This window comes from Sphingobium sp. FG58 (assembly GCF_057809055.1).
The window spans coordinates 1-17,790 of record NZ_JBMDJF010000018.1; the positions used below are offsets into that span (position 1 = coordinate 1).

Consider the following 17,790-nt stretch of genomic DNA (forward strand, 5'->3'; position numbering starts at 1 on the left):
ACGGGGGGTCCCTTTTGCGCGCCGATAAGGGGGCCCGTTTGGACGCCGATTGACACCTCAATGAGTCAGGCTTGTGGCACCCCGACGCCATCGAGCGCGCTCTTGCTCATAGCGATCGCGATCATGTGCGCGCTGCTTACCATTGCGGTGCTCACTGGGCTGAAAGGGTGACGGATCGCTGGCAAAAAGGTCTTGGCCGAGGCGAAAGCCGCGAACGCGCAATTCAAGGCGACGAAGGCAGCACTGGGCCGGCCAGAAGCGATGGGGCTGCTAGCACTGATCACCCCGCCTTTTCGGCTGGATCGGCATTCGATCGTAGCGCTGCTGGGCGATGCGATGCGCGACAATCGCTGCCGCTCAATCGACCAACTCTTGTTGGTCGAAACCCCGCTCGCGGCGCCGGAGCCTTATCGGCGGTGGGGAAACAGCTTCATGTCCTTGCATTCGCGGCCCGATGGCGATCGATTACTGCCGCAGCATCTCGCCGAAGCGATCGGGCGCGCCTGGGGCAAGATCACCGGACAACCGGCGGGCCGAGGAAATGAAGAGGACTATCGCAGCTTCGGAGCGACGTCCTGACCCGCCGACTACTGGCGCGTCTCTTGCAATCTGCCATCGGTCAATGGTTTGATGGCAGCTTCGGCTCAAGTCTAACATGCAGAGGCTCGGCCCATCACCACGCTCGTCGATTACTCGGTAAAGGTAGGCTCATTTGCCCTTCACCTTGGTGTAGGTTTCGTCGGGATCCCATTTTGCCGCCACCGCACGCACAGCAGGATCTTCGGCGGTTTAAAAGGCCGACCCTTGAACACAATATCCCCCCAGATATCTCCCGCAACAGCCCACCATTCCCGGGTTGATCAAACTTTGCGACATAACTATTTGTTAACCAAGTTATCTTAGCAGCCATAAGCCATAATTGCCCCGCTGACAGCAAGCTGCGGCGGGAGGAGCAGGCAGGAACGGGGCGAATATTTATGCAGGTAGCTCTTTTGTGCGGCGGTCTGGGGACACGATTGGGCGAGGAAACGGTCAACCGCCCCAAACCCATGGTCGAAATCGGTGGCAAGCCGATCCTGTGGCACATCATGCGCTTCTATCGGCAGTTCGGACATGACAGTTTCGTCCTGTGCGCTGGTTACAAGCAGGAAGTCATCAAGGATTTCTTCCTCAATTACGATAATTATTCCAATGACCTGCTGATCGATTTCGCCAGTTCCTCGGTGTCGTTGCTGGGCGGCGAGCGGGACCGGATCGACTGGAAAGTTGTGATCCAGGATACCGGCGATGCGACGTTGACTGCGGCGCGCCTCAAACGGGCATTGCGCCATATCGAGGGCGATACCTTCATGGCCACCTATGGCGACGGGCTGTGTGATGTCGACCTCGATCAGCTACGCACCCATCACGAGACGTCGGGTAAACTCGCCACGGTGACCGCGGTGCGCCCCTCTTCCCGTTTCGGCGAACTGGGGCTCGATGGCGATTCTGTTACCTCGTTCGAGGAGAAACCGCAGACCGGCAAGGGCTGGATCAACGGGGGGTTTTTCATCCTGCACCGATCGATCTTTGAACGCCTGCCCGATGATCCCAATCTCACGTTGGAGGCCGACGTGCTCCAGCCGCTTGCGCGCGAAGGGCAGCTTTCCGTTTTTCGCCATGACGGGTTCTGGCAGTGCATGGATACGCCGCGCGAAAAGCACTTGCTTGAGAATTACTGGGAAACTGGGCGGGCACCCTGGAAAGTCTGGGCGTGAGCAAGAATTTCTGGAGCGGGCGATCAATTTTCCTGACCGGGCATACCGGCTTCATGGGCGGCTGGCTGGCTGCCTATCTGATCCATTGTGGCGCCCACGTGCACGGCTATGCGCTCGCGCCCAATACCGAACCGGCCTTCTTCGATGCGACCGACCTCCCGGGCAGGCTAACCTCGTCCGTTCTGGCTGACATCGGCGATCTTGATCACCTTTGCAGTGTGCTCAACCAAGCCGCTCCCTCGGTCGTGTTCCATTTGGCGGCGCAGCCGCTGGTGCGCTATGCCCATGCCAACCCGATCGAGACCGTGATGTCCAACGTCATGGGGACAGCCAATTTGCTTGAGGCGGTTCGTCGCAACCCTGGGGTGAAGGCCGTTGCCGTAGTTACTACCGACAAGGTATATCGTAATCTTGAGCGCGCCGAACCCTATACAGAGGACGACGAACTTGGCGGACGCGAACCGTATAGCGCCAGCAAGGCCGCTAGCGAATTCATTGTTGCTGCCTGGCAGCACTCTTATCTGAACGAGCAGGGCAAGGGCGTCGCTACTATCCGCGCTGGCAATGTTTTCGGGGGCGGTGACTGGGCGGCGGACAGGCTGGTACCCGATGCCATCCGCACTTTCTCGGCCGGCCAGCCGCTGGTTCTGCGCAATCCGGCTTCGACCCGGCCGTGGCAGCACGTCCTTGATCCGCTGCGCGGTTATCTTGCCCTGGCGGAAAGACTGGTGAACCAGCCGAAGCAATATTCCGGCAGTTGGAATTTCGGTCCCGAGGTGCAGGACTGCCGCCCGGTCGCCGATCTTGCCCACCTGCTCGCCGCCAGCTGGTCGGGCGGCGCGCGGGTCGAGACGCAAGCCAGTGACAGCGTTTTTGAAGAACGGTTGCTCGCGCTGGACTCGTCCAAGGCCGCCGACCGGCTCGGCTGGATCCCACATTGGCCGCTGGAAACCGGAGTCGAAAAAGCCGTGCAATGGTATCAAGCCTATGCCGCAGGCGCGGATATGTGGAACGTGACGATCAGCCAGATCGAAGCGATGGAACGGGGGGGCGCGAGCGCATGACCGAGACTTGCCGCTTCTGCGCCACCAAGCTGACGACCACCGTTGCGGATCTCGGGCTGACGCCGGTATCAAACGAACTTCGCGATATTCGCGACGCTGCCGGGCGCGGACAGACCTTCTATCCGCTCAAGGCGATGGTGTGCGAAGCGTGCTGGCTGGTCCAGCTTACCCGCGTCGAGACGCCTGCACACTTTACCGAGGACTACGTCTATTTCTCCTCGTTCTCGGAAAGCTGGCTGCGCCATGCGCAGGATTACGCCCATGCCATGATCGCAGCGCAGGCCCTAGACGGCGATTCCCTCGTTGTCGAACTGGCCAGCAATGATGGCTATCTGCTGCAATATTTCAAACAGGCGGGAATACCCGTGCTTGGCATCGATCCCACCGCAAACACTGCGCGCGCCGCGAAGGAAAAGCACGGGATTGAAACTGTGGTCGATTTCTTCGGCGTTTCACTGGCAGCAAGGCTGACCTCGCAAGGGGTTGCGGCAGACTTGATCGCGGCCAACAATGTCCTGGCGCACGTTCCTAATCCCAAGGACTTCATCGGCGGCATCCCGGCCATCCTGAAGCCTGGGGGCACCTTCACCATCGAATTTCCGCACCTGTTGCGTATGCTTGAGAGCTGCCAGTTCGACACGATCTACCACGAGCATTTTTCCTACCTTTCACTGCTCACCGTTGAGCGGATGCTGGGCGCGTGCGGCCTGGAGGTTTACGGCGTGGAGGAATTGCCGACGCATGGCGGCTCGCTTCGCGTATATGCCAGCCACGAGGGGGCCGGGCTTGGCAGTGTTGAATTGGCCGCTGGTCTTGACCGGGTCCGGCTGGCCGAGAAGCGCGCGGGGCTCGACAGTGCGGCTACCTATCGGGGCTTTGCGAACGAGGTTGAGCAGCGCAAGATCGAACTTCTAGACTTCCTCATCGAGGCGAAGCGCGCGGGCAAGAAGGTGCTCGGCTACGGTGCGCCGGCCAAGGGCAGTACCATGCTCAACTATTGCGGGGTCGGCCCCGAACTGCTGCCATTCACCGTGGATCGCAGCCCGCACAAACAGGGGCGCTACTTGCCGGGCGTCAATATCCCGATTCTCGCGCCTGAGGAACTGATCGAAGCACGGCCGGACTATGTCCTGATCCTGCCCTGGAACCTGCGCGACGAGATTGCCGCGCAGCTATGCCAGTTGCGCGACTGGGGCGGTCGCTTCGTTGTCGCCATTCCCCGGATCGAGATCTTCTGATGCAGTTCACCGCGACCCCGATCGGTGGAGTCTTTGCCTTTTCCAGCGGGGTTCATACCGATGCGCGCGGCAGCTTCCAGCGCACCTATTGCAGTGCCGCGTTTGCGGAGCATGGCCTGGAGTCGGTGGAAGCGCAGGCGGCGATTTCGCGCAACATTGCAACGGGAACTTTGCGCGGCCTGCATTTCATTCCCGAGGCCGATGGCGAAGCGAAGCTTGTCCGCTGCATCGCTGGCCGGATCTTCGATGTCGCGGTTGACCTCCGTCCCGCGTCGCCAACATACCTCCAGCATATCAGTGTCGAACTTGATGCCGCGCGGAGCAATGCGCTTTACCTGCCGCGCGGCGTAGCGCACGGTTTCATCACGCTTCAGGATGACAGCGACGTCCTCTACCAGTTCAGCAGAGCGCATCGGTCCGGCGTGGAAATGGGTGTGCGTTGGGATGATCCCAATCTGGCGATCAAGTGGCCGATGCCGCCCACCGTCCTTTCCGATCGCGACCGGACGCTGCCCTTCGTCAAAGACTTGACCGGTGACTGACACGCCCTCCGAACGTATCCTACTAACCGGTGCTACAGGTTTCATCGGGCGCCAGGTATTGAGGAATTTGCCCTCTGATGCAGATACCCACTGTACCACGCGCAAAACAGGCGGCGCTGATTACGGAACCTGGCACAGCGTCGACCTGCGCTGTTCCAGCGCTTGCGCTGCGCTTATCGATACGCTCAAACCTGACATTCTGATCCACTGCGCCTGGACCACCGAACATGGTGCCTTCTGGCACGATCCCCAAAATGCCGCATGGCTCGATGCTGGCATGGCTTTGTTCGATGCCTTCGTGCGGCAAGGGGGCAGGCGGATCGTTGCCTGCGGCACCTGCGCTGAATATTCAGGTGACAGCGCCGCTCCGCGCCGTGAGGATGAAACGATCGAGCCGGGGCAGATTCCCTTTCCCTATGGCCGCGCAAAATTCGCTCTACTTCAACACCTGCGCAGCCTTGATGTAAGCCATGCCTGGGTGCGCATCTTCAACGCCTATGGCGAAAGCGAAGACCCGCGCCGATTGGTGCCGAGCGTGCTGCGCGCCCTCACGGCGGGCGAACCGGCCTTATGCTCCTCTGGCACGCAAATCCGTGATTTCCTCGACGTACGCGACCTTGGCGCTGCCATCGCTCGCCTCGGTGCCTCCGATCTGGCGGGCGTCGTCAATCTTGGCTCTGGTGAGCGCAAGACTGTTGCGGAAATAGTCGAAACGCTGGGCGGCATCGTCAAACGCCCAGACCTTGTCCGGCTAGGCGCCCTGCGCGACCGCGAGGGCGAACCGCACCTGCTGGTTCCCGACATTACCCGCCAGACCGAGGAACTCGGCTTCGTGCCCCGGATCACGCTAACCCGTGGGCTAGTGGATGCCACAAAGGCTTCGTTAGAGAAAAATTAACCATAATTTTACCAATCCCGCGCAAGGAGTTACCATGACCATCACCGACACAGCCTTCGCGCAGCAACGCAGCGAACTCGTTGCCGAACTCGGCTCGAACGAGGCAATGGCAGATCTTACCAACCACTGGCTGGGAAAAGCGCAGGAACTGGGCTATTCCTATAACTTCGACTGGCTCGGTCTGCCGATTATTCAGTACCCGCAAGACATCGTTGCCATGCAGGAACTGATATGGAAACTGCGCCCTGATGTTGTGGTGGAAACTGGTGTTGCGCGCGGCGGATCGCTGATCTTCTACGCCTCGATGCTCGAACTGCTGGAGACCTGCACCGGAGCCAGCGGCGGGCGCGTGATCGGTATCGATATAGATATCCGCGAGCCCAATCGCAAAGCGATCGAGGCCCATCCGCTCTCGCGCCGCATCGACCTTGTCCAGGGATCGAGCATTGATCCCGCAGTGGTCGCTCAGGTCGGCAAATTGGTTGGCGATGCCAAGTGCGTGTTGGTCTGTCTCGACAGCAACCACACCCACGATCATGTTCTTGAAGAACTGCGCGCCTATGCCCCGATGACCAGCCTGGGCAGCTATTGCGTCGTTTTCGATACCCTTGTCGAACATCTGCCCGATGAAGCCATCGGGAATCGCCCGTGGGGCCGCGGCAACAATCCGTTGACCGCCGTGAAGGCATATCTGGCGGAAACCGATATGTTCGAAACCGACAACGCGCTGCACGACAAGCTGCAGATTTCGGTTGCCCGCGAAGGCTACCTCCGGCGCTGCAAGTAAGAGCAGGCTGGTGGCCGCCTTCACCGTAGCCATACCCGTCTACAACGGCGAACGATTCCTTGCCGAGGCGCTGCGTTCGATCGCGGTGCAAAACCTTGATGGCGTGGAAGTTCTCGTCAGCGACAACGCCTCGACCGATGGCACCGCCGCTATCCTGGCTGAGTGGCAGGACCGCTTGCCCCTGCGCGTGATCCGCCGGACACAAACCCTGCCAATGCGCGATCACTTCAACGCGCTGCTGGATGACGTGAACAGCGAAGCATACATGCTGCTTTGCCATGACGACTATCTGGCCGATCCCACTGCACTGTACCTCGCCCAGGCGGCGCTGCGCGACAATCCTGATGTTGCCAGCGTCTATTGCGATCTCGTTTACGTCGACGATCAGCGCCGCACACTGGCGCATCGCCGATTTTCCCGATCGGGCCGGTTCGATCCGGATACCACGGGCAGAAAATGCCTTGCAAGCGGGCGCAACCTGTTCGGCATTCCGATCGCCATCAGGCGCAGCGCGCTCGGCGAAACGCGCTATGGCGACGACTTTCTCTATGCGATGGACATCGACCTTTCTTGGTCACTGGCGTCCAAAGGCGGCGCTTTTCACATCGACCGGCCGCTGATCGCCAACCGCTATTCCGACGACAACATGACGTGGAAGCTGCTCGGTACGACGCTGAGTGAATATCTCGGCCTCGCGCGCAAGCACGACAGCGCTCCCGGCGCCCTTGCCCGGGTCCGTATGGCGGCGGTCTGCCAGTTCGTCACGGCGCAGAAATTAGCCTTCCGCTATTATGCCAGGACCAGAGCTTGGCTGGGCTAAGGGTACGGACCAATCTGGCCCGTGAGAGCGGCCAATTGCTGCGTTTCATCATCGTCGGAGCAGCAAACACAGCCATCGCCTTCGCGATCTACGCGGCGGGTATCGCGCTCGGCCTCGGCTACCAGTTTGCCAGCCTCGCAGCGCTGGTTGTCGGGATCTGCAGCGGCTTCGTGGTTCAGGGCAAGGTCGCCTTCCGTTCGCAACTGGATAGTCGCTTCGTGCCGTTCGTGGCACTGTGGGCGCTGCTCTATCTCACCAATATCGTGCTGATCGGCGCGCTCGCTTTCTTCGGGACCGATCTCTATCTGGCCGGCCTGCTTGCCGCCGTCCCGGTGAATGCGGTTTCGTTCCTGGCCTTGCGCACGGTGATCTTCGCGCCGCAACCGCTTTCTTTCCAGCGCACGGCCCTGCTATGGCTGATCGGCCTCCTGTTCGTGGCGCGGCTCTACGTGGTCACGCATCTGGCGCTGAACTGGGACGAGTTCCTCAACCTTTCGATGCTCTACGATTTTCGCCGCGGCGAAATGACCGAAATCTTCCAGACTGCTTTCGTCCACCTGTTCCACTGGCTGCCGCTGGTCTCGACCAATGAGGTTGACCAGCTCATCGCCGCCCGCTTCATCACCCTTGGCTGCGCCGCTTTCACCAGTCTTGCCATCTTTCATGCCGCACGCCGGTTCATGGCCATGGATCCGGCGCTTGTTGCAGTCATCGCTTACAACTGCTTCGGCGGCTCCTTACTCTATGGCACCGATTTCAGGACCGACACGCTGGCAAGCGCCGCAATGATCGGCGCGATTGCGCTGGCAACGCATCGGAGCATGACCTGGCCACAGATGGTCGCCATGGGCATACTCATTGCCATCGGCGGTGCGTTGACGATCAAATCGGTATTCTTTCTTCCCTCCATCGGCCTGTTGGTGCTGGCCAACGCTTGGGCGTCGCGCGACTTTGCCCGAACCGCTAAAATCATCGCCGTCAGTGCGGCGATCAGTGTGGCCGCGCTTGGCCTTATCCTCGGCCTTCACGCTGCCAGCCTGGCGAAGACAGCATCGGCCGCCAGCTTTCTTGGACGCACCGGCGGTGCAACGCTGCTGACGGGCGATTACTCCGTCCTGTCCGTCTTTTGGCCTAAGGCAGTGCTAGGCAATTTCGGCTTTTGGGTGCTTGTGCTGTGCGGGGTCGTCGCGCTTGCCCGCAATGACCAGTCCGACGCGAAGCTCGGCGGGAACGACCGTCTGGCGCTCGCTGCCTTCGCGATTCCCGCACTCGTCCCACTGATCTACAGCGAGGTCTACCCCTACTTTCACCCATTTCTGATCGCGCCGATTTCAGTCCTTGCCGGTTTCGGTTATGCGCGTCTGCGCTGCGTGACACGGACGGCCCTGCTGGTCCTGCTGCTCTTTGGCGCCGCCAGTGCGGTCTGGCACCGGATCGACAACGGGCTTGTCCAGCAGCGCGCGACGCTGGCGCTAGTGCACCGCCTGTTCCTCCATCCCGTGCCCTATATAGACCACACCTCGATGGTCTCATCCTTTCCCAAGAAGGGCTTCTTCATGAGCCGCTGGGGTGTGACCGACTATCGCAAGACCGGACACCCGGTGATGGCCGCCACCGTGCGGAAGGATCAGCCCGCCTTCATGCTCCAGACGCGTGCGCTCCTGGCGGTTGATCGGATCGCGCCGGAAGATTCGCAGCGATCCGAATACGGCCTGTTCAGCGCCGACCTCGAGGCCCTGCGCGATAACTATATCCGTTACTGGGGGCCGCTGTTCCTGCCCGGCAAAATGCTAACGGGCAGCGGGCTGGCGCGGATCGAGATCGGCGGCGCTTACCGCGTGGAAGGCCAAGGTCGCCTGGTCGCAAATGGCAGATCGTATTCGGACGGCGAGATAGTCCGTCTGAAGCCCGGCGAATATGCCTATTCCACCGATGGTCCCTTCCGTCTCTTCTGGGCAGCTCCGCCGCCGCCTGCAGCAACCCCGCCGGCCAGCCTGTTTTCGGACTGGTGACCGTCGAGAAGGCTTCCTTGGGGGGAATCCGGCTCGGGATCGACAAAATATAGTGGCCTGCGCTTCACCTCGTTGTGGATGCGGCCGATATAAAGGCCCACGATACCCAGCATCAGCAATTGCAGACCGCCGAGCAAGGTCAGCACCAGCACGGTAGAGGTCCAGCCCTGCACAACATGGTCGTTGAAGAACCAGCTCGTCAGGATGTACAGGCCGAACAGCAAGGCCAGGACCGAGATCGTCATCCCGAACCACAAGGCCAACCGCAACGGTACGTCGGAAAATCCCACCACCCCGTTTACGGCCAGCCGGATCATCGCGCGTAACGGATACTTGCTCTCGCCCGCCACGCGTTCGTCACGCTGGAACGGAACTTCTGCGGTACTGAAGCCCAGCCAGCTGATCATGCCGCGCAGGTACCGGTCCTGCTCCGGCATTCGTGCCAGGGCGTTGACGACCTTGCGATCGATCAGGCGGAAATCTCCTACGTCGAGCGGCATATCGACCGATGAGAGCCACCGGATGAAGCGATAGAAAAGCGCCGCAGTGGTGCGTTTGAACAAGCTTTCACCTGACCGTGCCACGCGCCGGGCAAGAACGATATCGTACCCCTCGCGCCATTTGCCGAGCAATTGCAGCGCCACCTCGGGCGGGTCCTGCAAGTCAGCGTCCATCACTATTACCGCATCGCCGTTCGCGGCATCGATGCCGGCGGTAACCGCCGTCTGATGGCCAAAATTGCGCGACAGATTGACAATCCTGAACCGGTCATCCTGCGCCCGCATTTCACGCATGATCTGCAGCGAGCCGTCCTTGCTCCCGTCGTTTACGAGAATGACTTCGGCCTTGCCTTCGACCTGATCCAGGATGCTCACCATATTTTCGTGGAGCAATGGCAGGGTGTCTTCCTCGCAATAGACAGGAATAACAAAGCTTACCAGACGTGCGTGCCTCACCAGCTTGCTTCCCATCCTGTGTCCACCTCTCGGCCCTTACAGCTTTTGTCCAGCCGGACCAACAAATCCAGAATCATGGCGTCCAGACGATTGTTTCGCAAACCATCGACAGCGCTATCTCACCCTGCATCGAGATCATCCGCAAAACGGTTTCAGGCAGCAGGGCGTGGGGTTCTTTATAGCCGCGATTACGCTTGTGGATTGGCTTGGTCATCACTTCAGTCTGCCGCAGAGCGGCGCGCCATGACAGCCTCAATGGGATTTGAACCTCCGAAAAAGGCTTCAGTTGCAAAAATTAGGGTCCGAACCCTGATATCAAGGCTTCGATACGCTGGGTCTATCCAAGCCTTGGTATAAGCCACATTTTCATAGTCAGTTTGCCTGACACGAGCCCGATATTTCCGCAGATTGGAGAACCCTGCCATTCACGAGCCATTTTCGGGTCTGATGAACGAAGGACGTTTGGGCCGATCCTCGTCCTGAACCGGACTGTCCAGATCGTCCGACTCTCCTGACATTGGGCGGTCCAAGCGCAAGCCGCAAAACATTTCCACTTTCGAAAAGTCAGAAAATGGGGGTGAACCTCTCCAAAGGGTCGCAAGCCGAACCGGATCGAGAACTCGGATAAGATCAGAAAAAGGTCGTAAGCCTCTTATGCCGCAATTTCGCTTGTCCCGCGAACCTACTATTCTAAACTGACGGCCAGCGCAGGGGAGCGACATGGGCATATTGGATTTTCTGTCGAAGCAGTTCGTCGATGTCATCGACTGGGTGGAAGAGCCGGGACAACTCGGCTGGCGGGTGCCGCTGGCCGACCGAGAAATCCAGAATGGCGCGCAACTGACGGTGCGGGAGGGGCAGATCGCCGCCTTCTTCAACGAAGGGCGGATCGCGGACATGTTCGGTCCGGGCCTCTACACGCTCGATACATCGACTTTGCCCCTGCTGACGGCGATCATGAACTGGGACAAGGGCTTCAAGTCGCCTTTCAAGTCGGACGTCTATTTCTTCTCCGAAAAGGAGCAGATCGGCCTGAAATGGGGCACGGCGCAGCCGGTGACACTGCGCGATCCTGAACTGGGCCCGCTGCGCGTCCGCGCCTTTGGCAGTTACAGTTTCCGCGTCAAAGAGGTCGCGCCTTTCGCGTCGCGCATCATGGGCACGCTGGGCGAGGTGAAGGTCGCGGATATCGAGCCGCAACTGCGCGCCGCGATCCAGACTGCGCTTGCGACCGGAGTGGCTGGCGGCGGCACCGCTTTCCTGGACCTGGCGGCCAGCCAGACCGCTTTGTCCGAGGCGCTCCGGGCAGCGGTCGCGCCGGCCTTCGCCCAATGGGGCCTGTCGGTCGAAAGCTTCTTTGTAGAGAGCCTGTCCCTCCCCGAAGAGGTACAGAAGCATCTCGACAAGGCCAGTTCGATGCGCGTGCTGGGCGACCTCGATCGATACGCCAAATTCCAGGCGGCCGAAGCGATCGAGACGGCGGCGGCGCAGTCCGGCGGCGTGGCCGGGATCGGTGCCGGCGCGGCGGCGGGGCTGGCCATTGGTCAGGCGATGACCGGCGCGCTGGGCGGTGCGGCGGCAGCGCCGGCTCCAGCCCAAGACCCGTTCGCGCTGATCGAAAAATTGCACAAGCTGCTGGATATAGGCGCGCTGACCCAGGCCGAATTCGATACAAAGAAGGCGGAACTGCTGGGCCGTATTCGATAGCACCCAATGCAGTCGGTCGCCTGTCCCACTTGCGGCGCGGAGGTCATCTTCCGCTCGCCGGCGCTGCCCGTCCGGGTGTGCGACTATTGTCGCACACTCGTCGTCCGCTACAATCAGGGTGCGCAGGGGATGGGGGAGGCGGCGGTCCTGCCCTTCGACGTCAGCCCGATCCAGATCGGGACGGAAGGTAATTGTTTCGACCAGAATTTCCAGATCATCGGCCGGGCGCGTTGGGCCTGGGACGATGGCGCCTGGAACGAATGGCTGATGCTGCTGGCAGACGGCAGCCACGCCTGGTTGGGCGAAGCGATGGGCCAGTTCATGGCGCTTCGCGAGGTGGCACTGACGGGATCGCTGGCGCAGGTCATCCGCCGCCTGATGAACGATACGCCGGTCAAGCCAGGCGAAAGCGGCAATATCGCCGGACAATCCTATGAAGTCGCCGATGTCCGCACCGTGCGCTGCATTGGCTGCGAAGGCGAACTGCCTTTTACCGCGCCCGTCGGCTGGGAAGCGCTGAGCGTCGATTTTCGCAATCGCAACGGGCGCTGCGCCTCCTTCCAGAAGGACCGGCACGGTCCGACTCTCTATGTCGGCCATCATGTGACGCTGGCCGCGTTGCAACCGCGAAACCTACGCCCGCTCCCCGGCTGGAGCCTGCCCGCTTATGGCTGAGGATGACAGCGTCCGTTCCCTGTCCTGCCCGGCCTGCGGCGGGACGATCGCCCTTCGTGCGGCCGGCTACACCGTCACGCTAGCCTGCGAATATTGCGGCACGCTGATCGACGCGACCGATCCGGCTGCGCGGATCATCACCCGCTACAACGAAATGCAGGCATCACTCGCGATCCCGCTCGGCACGCGCGGCACGTTGCGCGGTGTCGAATGGGAAGCGATCGGCTGGATGGAGCGGTCGGACGGCTGGGCGACATGGGAAGAAACCCTGCTGTTCAATCCTTATGAGGGATATCGCTGGCTGATCGCGCAGAATGGCCAGTGGAGCCTGGGCACGATGCTGACCGCCGCGCCGCAGCGCGACGGGCCGGACCAGATCGTCGGAGGGAGACGTTTCACCCCCTTCTACGGCGGCAATACCGCGCGGGTGACGCGGGTCGCGGGCGAATTCTACTGGCGGGTGAAGCCGGGTGAGGAAGTGCGCGCAAGTGATTATGTCCGCCCGGGCTTAATGCTCAGCCTGGAGCAGGATGATCGGGAGCAAAGCTGGACGATCAGTGAGTTGTTGACCGGGCGGGAGATACGGGCGGCCTTCGATGTCGATCCGCCGCCATTCTGGATACCCGGCATGACGCCGCTGGCGCACCAGCCTTCACCCTATGCCCGGCGGATCAAGGGCTGGTGGCCGATCGCCGCCCTGTCCTTTGTGGCGCTGCTGGTTTTGCTCGCGTTGTTCGGGCGGACCATACAGCCGCAGAGCTTTAGCCTGGCCGTGACGCCCGATGGCCCAACGGTGTCGCAGACCTTTGGCCCGATCGCGCTGCCGCTCGGCAAGCAGGCGATGACGGTCGAGGCGATGACGCCGGGTGTGGAGCAGGGCTGGGTGGATATCGATGTATCCTTCGTCAATCGCAAGACGCAGGACAGCTATGACGCCTATGCCCTGAACGAACATTATTCGGGGCAGGATTCGGACGGCTACTGGTCCGAAGGCGCGCGGTCGCAGACCTTGAAGATTGCAAGCCTGCCGGCAGGAACCTACGACATGGTCGTCGATGTGCAGGCGCATCATTGGGGCAGTTCGGGCAATTGGGCCTTTGACTCGTCGAGCAGCACCTACAAGGCGGAAGGCCAGCCCCCGATCGAGGTCAATCTGACGGTGGCACGGGGCGCGCGCTTCACATCCAATTTCTGGCTGGCGGTGCTGATGATCCTGGTCCCGCCCTTGTTGATGCTGGTCCTGCACATCATGTTCGAAAATGCCCGGCTGGCGCAGAAGGACGGTTCGCCGGCCGACGCCGACGACTGGTTGCGGGGGATGGAATCGCCATGAGCCGCAGCAGCTTCCTCTATGCCCTTTGGTGCCTGAGTGTAATGGGTCTCTATCTGACCGCCGCGTCGCAGGGCTATTCCCCCTTCGCCGACGGCGGACGCACCGCCAGCGCCGCCCGCGCCTATGGTCCCACGCATAAATAGGAGACGTCGATGATCATCTCTCTGCCGACCTTGCTCAATTCATTGGCCTATGCCGGGATCGGCATCGTCGTTTTCGTCGTCGGCTTCGTCATCCTTGACCTGCTGACGCCGGGTAAATTGTGGGAGGAGATACGCGACAAGCAGAATGTCGCCGTCGCCCAGTTTGCGGGCGCCATCGCCATAGCGATCGGCATCATTGTAGCCGCCGCCATACATGGCTGACACATCGTTGCCGCCGACCGAGCGCAGACGCACCGCGCTGGTCGGACTGCTGCTGGCCAGCGTTTTTGCCGTTGCGACCTGTGGCCTTATCTACGAACTGCTTGCAGGGACGATCGCCAGCTATCTGCTGGGCGACAGCGTTACGCAATTTTCGATCGTCATCGGCACCTACCTCTTCGCCATGGGGGTGGGCAGTTGGTGTTCGCGCTATGTGAAGCGCGACGAATTGCGCTTGTTCATCCGCGTCGAGATACTGGTTGCGCTGCTGGGCGGCTGGTCGGCGGCCGGCCTGTTCCTGCTCTTCCCGCTGGTGGAACAGTTCCGGGCGATCCTCTATGGCCTTGTCTTCGTCATCGGCTTCCTCGTCGGCCTGGAGATCCCGCTGCTGATGCGTATCCTGCGCGACAGGTTCGATTTTAGCGAGACGGTGTCGAACGTACTAACCTTCGACTATGTCGGGGCGCTGGCCGCGTCGTTGCTGTTTCCGATGCTGCTGGTGCCGCATCTGGGGCTGATCCGCACCGGCCTTATGTTCGGGCTGCTCAATGTCGGGGTCGCGCTGCTCCTGTTGTTGCTCGTCCCCGCGCGCGCCAGCCTGATGCGGGAGCGCATCCTGGCGCTGGTCGTGATAGCCAGCCTGATCGCGGGCTTCCTGGCCGCCGACAAGATTCAGCGCTGGTCGGAAATCGCCGCTTATGGGGAGCGGGTCATCTATGCGACGTCCAGCCCCTATCAGCGGCTGGTGCTGACACGACATGACGACGACATCCGTCTGTACCTTAACGGCAATCTGCAATTTTCCTCGCGCGACGAATATCGTTATCATGAGGCGCTGGTGCATCCGGCAATGGGCCGCGTCGCACGCCCGGCCAATGTGCTGATCCTGGGTGGGGGAGATGGCTTGGCTGCGCGCGAAGTGTTCCGCCATCCCGGCGTACGCAGCGTCACATTGGTCGACCTCGATCCTGCCATGACCCGCCTGTTCAGCCAGACCGGCCTGCTGCGCGCGCTGAACGGCGATGCGCTGACCGACAAGCTTATGCATGTCGTCAACGCCGATGCTTTTCGCTGGGTACGCGAGACGAAGGCGCGTTTCGATGTCATCATCGTCGATTTCCCCGATCCGGTGGATTTCTCCGTGGGCAAGCTCTATACCGAAACCTTCTACCGTATGTTGCGGCCGCATCTCGCGCCCGGCGGCATGGCGGTGATCCAGAGCACGTCGCCGCTGGTCGCGCCCGCCGCTTTCTGGACCGTGGCACAGACGCTGGAGGCAGCCGGTTTCCAGACCCGTCCCTATCATGTCTATGTGCCCAGCTTCGGCGAATGGGGCTTCATCCTGGCCGGGCTGGCCGATCCTGGCACGACGACGCGCCTGCTGCCGGGCAATCGCTTCCTGTCGGACGCGACCGCGCGGCAGGCGCTTTTCTTTCCATTAGACATGGCGCGACGCCCGGTGCCGGTAAACCGGCTCGACAATCAGGCGCTGGTGCGCAGCTTCGCCGAGGAGTGGGCGCGCTATGAAGGCTGACGCTGGCGATCCAAGCAGGCGCGCCATCCTAAAGGGCGGGATGGCGGCGGCCACCGTGCTGGCGCTGCCTGGTTGCGAAACGCCTACGTTGGGCAGCAGCGGCGGTGCGGACATGGTGCTGGGCCACCGGCTGCGCGACGGCACCTTCCCGGAACCAACGCGCGAGGAGCGCGTGCCGGTCCTGATTGCGGGCGGCGGGGTGGCGGGCCTGTCGGCGGGCTGGCGATTGCGCGAAGCGGGCTTCGATGATTTCCGCCTGATCGAACTGGAAAGTCAGCCCGGCGGCAATGCCCGTAGCGGCCGCAATGCCGTGTCCGCCTTTCCGCTGGGCGCCCATTACCTTCCCATTCCCAATGAAGAAGCGCGCGGGCTGCGTCACATGCTGCGACAAATGGGGATGATCGTGGGCGATCGGGATGGCAAGCCCGTCTATGACCCGCTGCAACTCTGCGCCGATTTGCAGGAACGGCTGCTCTGGCAGGGGAAATGGCAGGAGGGACTGGTGCCCAGGACCGGCCTGTCGCCCAAGGACAAAGCCGACATCGCCGCCTTCGACCGCGCCATGGCCGCTTTCTCCAGCCGTCGCGACGCGCAGGGACGGCCCGCCTTCGCCATCCCCATCGCCTATAGCGCGCAGGACGCCGATCTGCTGGCGCTCGATCGGATCAGCTTCGCCCATTGGCTCGACCAGCAGGGTTGGACCTCGCCGGTACTGCGCGCCCATGTCCGCTATGCCTGCCGCGACGATTACGGCACCGAGCCGGGCGAGGTGTCCGCCTGGGCCGGCATTCATTATTTCGCCAGTCGTCGCGGCTTCACCGCTGACGGTTCGGGCGACAATGAACTGACCTGGCCCGAAGGCAATAGCCGCCTCACTCGCCTGATCGCTGGTCGATTGGGGGATCGCATCGCGACGGGGCAGGTCGCCTTCCGCGCCCGGCGTGGCGAGCGCGGGGCGACAGTCGATATTTTCGACGCGGCGCGGGGGACCAGCATCCGCTATCGCGCCGACGCGGTGATCCTTGCCATGCCCCACTTCATCGCCAGTCGCCTGCTGGGCGAGAAACCCGATACGGCCTACAGCTATGCCCCCTGGTTGATCGCCAATGTCACGGTTGATCGCGCACCGGAGGGTAAGGGCAGCGCGCTTGCCTGGGACAATGTATCTGCCAGTAGCGCTTCGCTCGGCTATGTGGTCGCCACCCACCAGAGCGCCTCTCGCGCGGGGCCTACGGTGCTGACTTGGTATATGGCCTTGTCCGACATGCCGCCCGCATCCGCCCGCCGCTTGCTGGTCGATCGGTCCGATGCGGATTGGCGGCGGCTGGTGCGTGACGATTTGTTGGGGATGAATCCCGACCTAGACGGCGCGATCCGGTCGATCGATCTTTGGAAGTGGGGTCACGCCATGGTCCGGCCGACGCCAGGTTTCCTGTGGGAGGTCGCGCCACAGCAACGTGCGGCCATCCGGCCGCCCTTCTTCCGCGCCCATTCGGACCTGAGCGGGCTGTCGTTGTTCGAGGAAGCCCATTATCGAGGCATGGCCGCGGCGGAAGCGGCGCTATCCTCGATCGGCCATCCGCATGAGACGCTACTATGATTCCGCCCATGACCTATGATGGCCGACACCTGCTGGCGGACCTTTATGGATGTCCCGTGCTGGACGATGTCGCGCTGATCGACGCCGCCCTGCGCGGCGCGGCGGAGAGCGCCGGGGCGACGGTGATCGGCCTTCACCTCCATCATTTCGGTGAAGGACAGGGCGTCACCGGCGTCGCCCTGCTCGCAGAATCCCACATGTCGATCCACACCTGGCCCGAGCATGGCTATGCTGCGGTAGATATCTTCCTGTGCGGCGCGCGCCATGATCCGGCGGCGGCACTTGACATACTATGCCGATATTTGTCGCCTGCCCGTATAAGTCAAAATCTAATGCGCCGGGGTGACATTTCTGAGCTGGGGCGAGAAGCGGACGGTCAGCAATTGGAACGCTGAAATTGATTGTCGACCGGCCACTATGCATCGAGATAATCGGTGGCTGAACCATACTTGCGAAAACCTATCAAGCAGGCTATCGGCCGCATAGCCAATCTTGGCAGGTCCTG

The 17,790-nt window shown here is 61.6% G+C and carries 19 protein-coding genes and 1 pseudogene; 18 read left to right on the forward strand and 2 right to left on the reverse strand.

All coding sequences use genetic code 11. From position 1 onward, the window contains the following. Positions 1-56: 56 nt before the first annotated feature. The 10 genes and pseudogenes from ACODR8_RS16410 to ACODR8_RS16455 form a co-directional block, all read left to right on the forward strand. Positions 57-170 (forward strand): annotated as a pseudogene (locus ACODR8_RS16410) (integrase); the annotation flags it as partial. Between the two features lie 22 nt (positions 171-192). Continuing rightward, a complete protein-coding gene (locus tag ACODR8_RS16415) occupies positions 193-579 on the forward strand; it encodes a hypothetical protein (protein WP_489008262.1) in 387 nt (128 codons plus the stop codon). Positions 580-977: 398 nt separating this feature from the next. Then, positions 978-1,757 (forward strand): glucose-1-phosphate cytidylyltransferase, encoded by a 780-nt coding sequence (rfbF, locus tag ACODR8_RS16420; protein ID WP_489008263.1) that lies wholly within the window; start codon positions 978-980, stop codon positions 1,755-1,757. After that, positions 1,754-2,821 carry a CDP-glucose 4,6-dehydratase gene (gene rfbG / locus ACODR8_RS16425; RefSeq protein WP_489008264.1) on the forward strand — a complete coding sequence of 356 codons (1,068 nt, stop codon included), beginning with the start codon at positions 1,754-1,756 and terminating at the stop codon, positions 2,819-2,821. The genes rfbF and rfbG overlap by 4 nt, the downstream gene beginning before the upstream one ends. Next, positions 2,818-4,059, forward strand: a complete 1,242-nt coding sequence (locus ACODR8_RS16430; protein ID WP_489008265.1) for a methyltransferase domain-containing protein — start codon at positions 2,818-2,820, stop codon at positions 4,057-4,059. Before rfbG ends, ACODR8_RS16430 begins: the two co-directional genes overlap by 4 nt. Further along, on the forward strand, positions 4,059-4,601 hold the full coding sequence (locus tag ACODR8_RS16435) for a dTDP-4-dehydrorhamnose 3,5-epimerase family protein (RefSeq protein WP_489008266.1): 543 nt from the start codon (positions 4,059-4,061) through the stop codon (positions 4,599-4,601). The genes ACODR8_RS16430 and ACODR8_RS16435 overlap by 1 nt, the downstream gene beginning before the upstream one ends. Then, the gene (locus ACODR8_RS16440; protein WP_489008267.1) at positions 4,594-5,499 is read left to right on the forward strand and encodes an NAD-dependent epimerase/dehydratase family protein; all 906 of its coding nucleotides are present in this window, start codon (positions 4,594-4,596) and stop codon (positions 5,497-5,499) included. Before ACODR8_RS16435 ends, ACODR8_RS16440 begins: the two co-directional genes overlap by 8 nt. A 34-nt stretch (positions 5,500-5,533) precedes the next feature. Further along, entirely contained in the window at positions 5,534-6,286 is a 753-nt protein-coding gene (locus ACODR8_RS16445) for a cephalosporin hydroxylase family protein (RefSeq protein WP_489008268.1), read from the forward strand. A 10-nt stretch (positions 6,287-6,296) separates the two neighbouring features. Next, positions 6,297-7,106 carry a glycosyltransferase family 2 protein gene (locus ACODR8_RS16450; protein WP_489008269.1) on the forward strand — a complete coding sequence of 270 codons (810 nt, stop codon included), beginning with the start codon at positions 6,297-6,299 and terminating at the stop codon, positions 7,104-7,106. 35 nt (positions 7,107-7,141) lie between these two features. After that, positions 7,142-9,118 carry a GtrA family protein gene (locus ACODR8_RS16455; RefSeq protein ID WP_489008270.1) on the forward strand — a complete coding sequence of 659 codons (1,977 nt, stop codon included), beginning with the start codon at positions 7,142-7,144 and terminating at the stop codon, positions 9,116-9,118. Here ACODR8_RS16455 and ACODR8_RS16460 read toward each other — a convergent pair. Further along, on the reverse strand, positions 9,028-10,089 hold the full coding sequence (locus ACODR8_RS16460; protein ID WP_489008271.1) for a glycosyltransferase family 2 protein: 1,062 nt from the start codon (positions 10,087-10,089) through the stop codon (positions 9,028-9,030). The genes ACODR8_RS16455 and ACODR8_RS16460 overlap by 91 nt on opposite strands. 58 nt (positions 10,090-10,147) lie before the next feature. Continuing rightward, entirely contained in the window at positions 10,148-10,288 is a 141-nt protein-coding gene (locus tag ACODR8_RS16465) for a hypothetical protein (RefSeq protein ID WP_489008272.1), read from the reverse strand. Positions 10,289-10,794: 506 nt separating this feature from the next. Here ACODR8_RS16465 and ACODR8_RS16470 point away from each other — a divergent pair. From ACODR8_RS16470 to speD, 8 genes are read left to right on the forward strand one after another with little or no spacing between them, the layout of a single operon-like run. Beyond that, a complete protein-coding gene (locus tag ACODR8_RS16470; protein ID WP_489008273.1) occupies positions 10,795-11,781 on the forward strand; it encodes an SPFH domain-containing protein in 987 nt (328 codons plus the stop codon). A 6-nt stretch (positions 11,782-11,787) separates the two neighbouring features. Further along, positions 11,788-12,456 (forward strand): DUF4178 domain-containing protein, encoded by a 669-nt coding sequence (locus ACODR8_RS16475; protein ID WP_489008274.1) that lies wholly within the window; start codon positions 11,788-11,790, stop codon positions 12,454-12,456. Further along, on the forward strand, positions 12,449-13,789 hold the full coding sequence (locus ACODR8_RS16480; protein WP_489008275.1) for a DUF4178 domain-containing protein: 1,341 nt from the start codon (positions 12,449-12,451) through the stop codon (positions 13,787-13,789). Before ACODR8_RS16475 ends, ACODR8_RS16480 begins: the two co-directional genes overlap by 8 nt. Then, positions 13,786-13,932 (forward strand): hypothetical protein, encoded by a 147-nt coding sequence (locus ACODR8_RS16485; protein WP_489008276.1) that lies wholly within the window; start codon positions 13,786-13,788, stop codon positions 13,930-13,932. Before ACODR8_RS16480 ends, ACODR8_RS16485 begins: the two co-directional genes overlap by 4 nt. 9 nt (positions 13,933-13,941) lie before the next feature. After that, the gene (locus tag ACODR8_RS16490) at positions 13,942-14,154 is read left to right on the forward strand and encodes a DUF350 domain-containing protein (protein WP_463151598.1); all 213 of its coding nucleotides are present in this window, start codon (positions 13,942-13,944) and stop codon (positions 14,152-14,154) included. Then, positions 14,147-15,685 (forward strand): polyamine aminopropyltransferase, encoded by a 1,539-nt coding sequence (locus ACODR8_RS16495; RefSeq protein ID WP_489008277.1) that lies wholly within the window; start codon positions 14,147-14,149, stop codon positions 15,683-15,685. Before ACODR8_RS16490 ends, ACODR8_RS16495 begins: the two co-directional genes overlap by 8 nt. Further along, positions 15,675-17,285: an NAD(P)-binding protein gene (locus ACODR8_RS16500; protein WP_489008278.1), complete on the forward strand. Its 1,611-nt coding sequence runs from the start codon at positions 15,675-15,677 to the stop codon at positions 17,283-17,285. Before ACODR8_RS16495 ends, ACODR8_RS16500 begins: the two co-directional genes overlap by 11 nt. Beyond that, entirely contained in the window at positions 17,282-17,680 is a 399-nt protein-coding gene (gene speD / locus ACODR8_RS16505) for an adenosylmethionine decarboxylase (protein WP_489008279.1), read from the forward strand. Before ACODR8_RS16500 ends, speD begins: the two co-directional genes overlap by 4 nt. Positions 17,681-17,790: the final 110 nt, after the last annotated feature.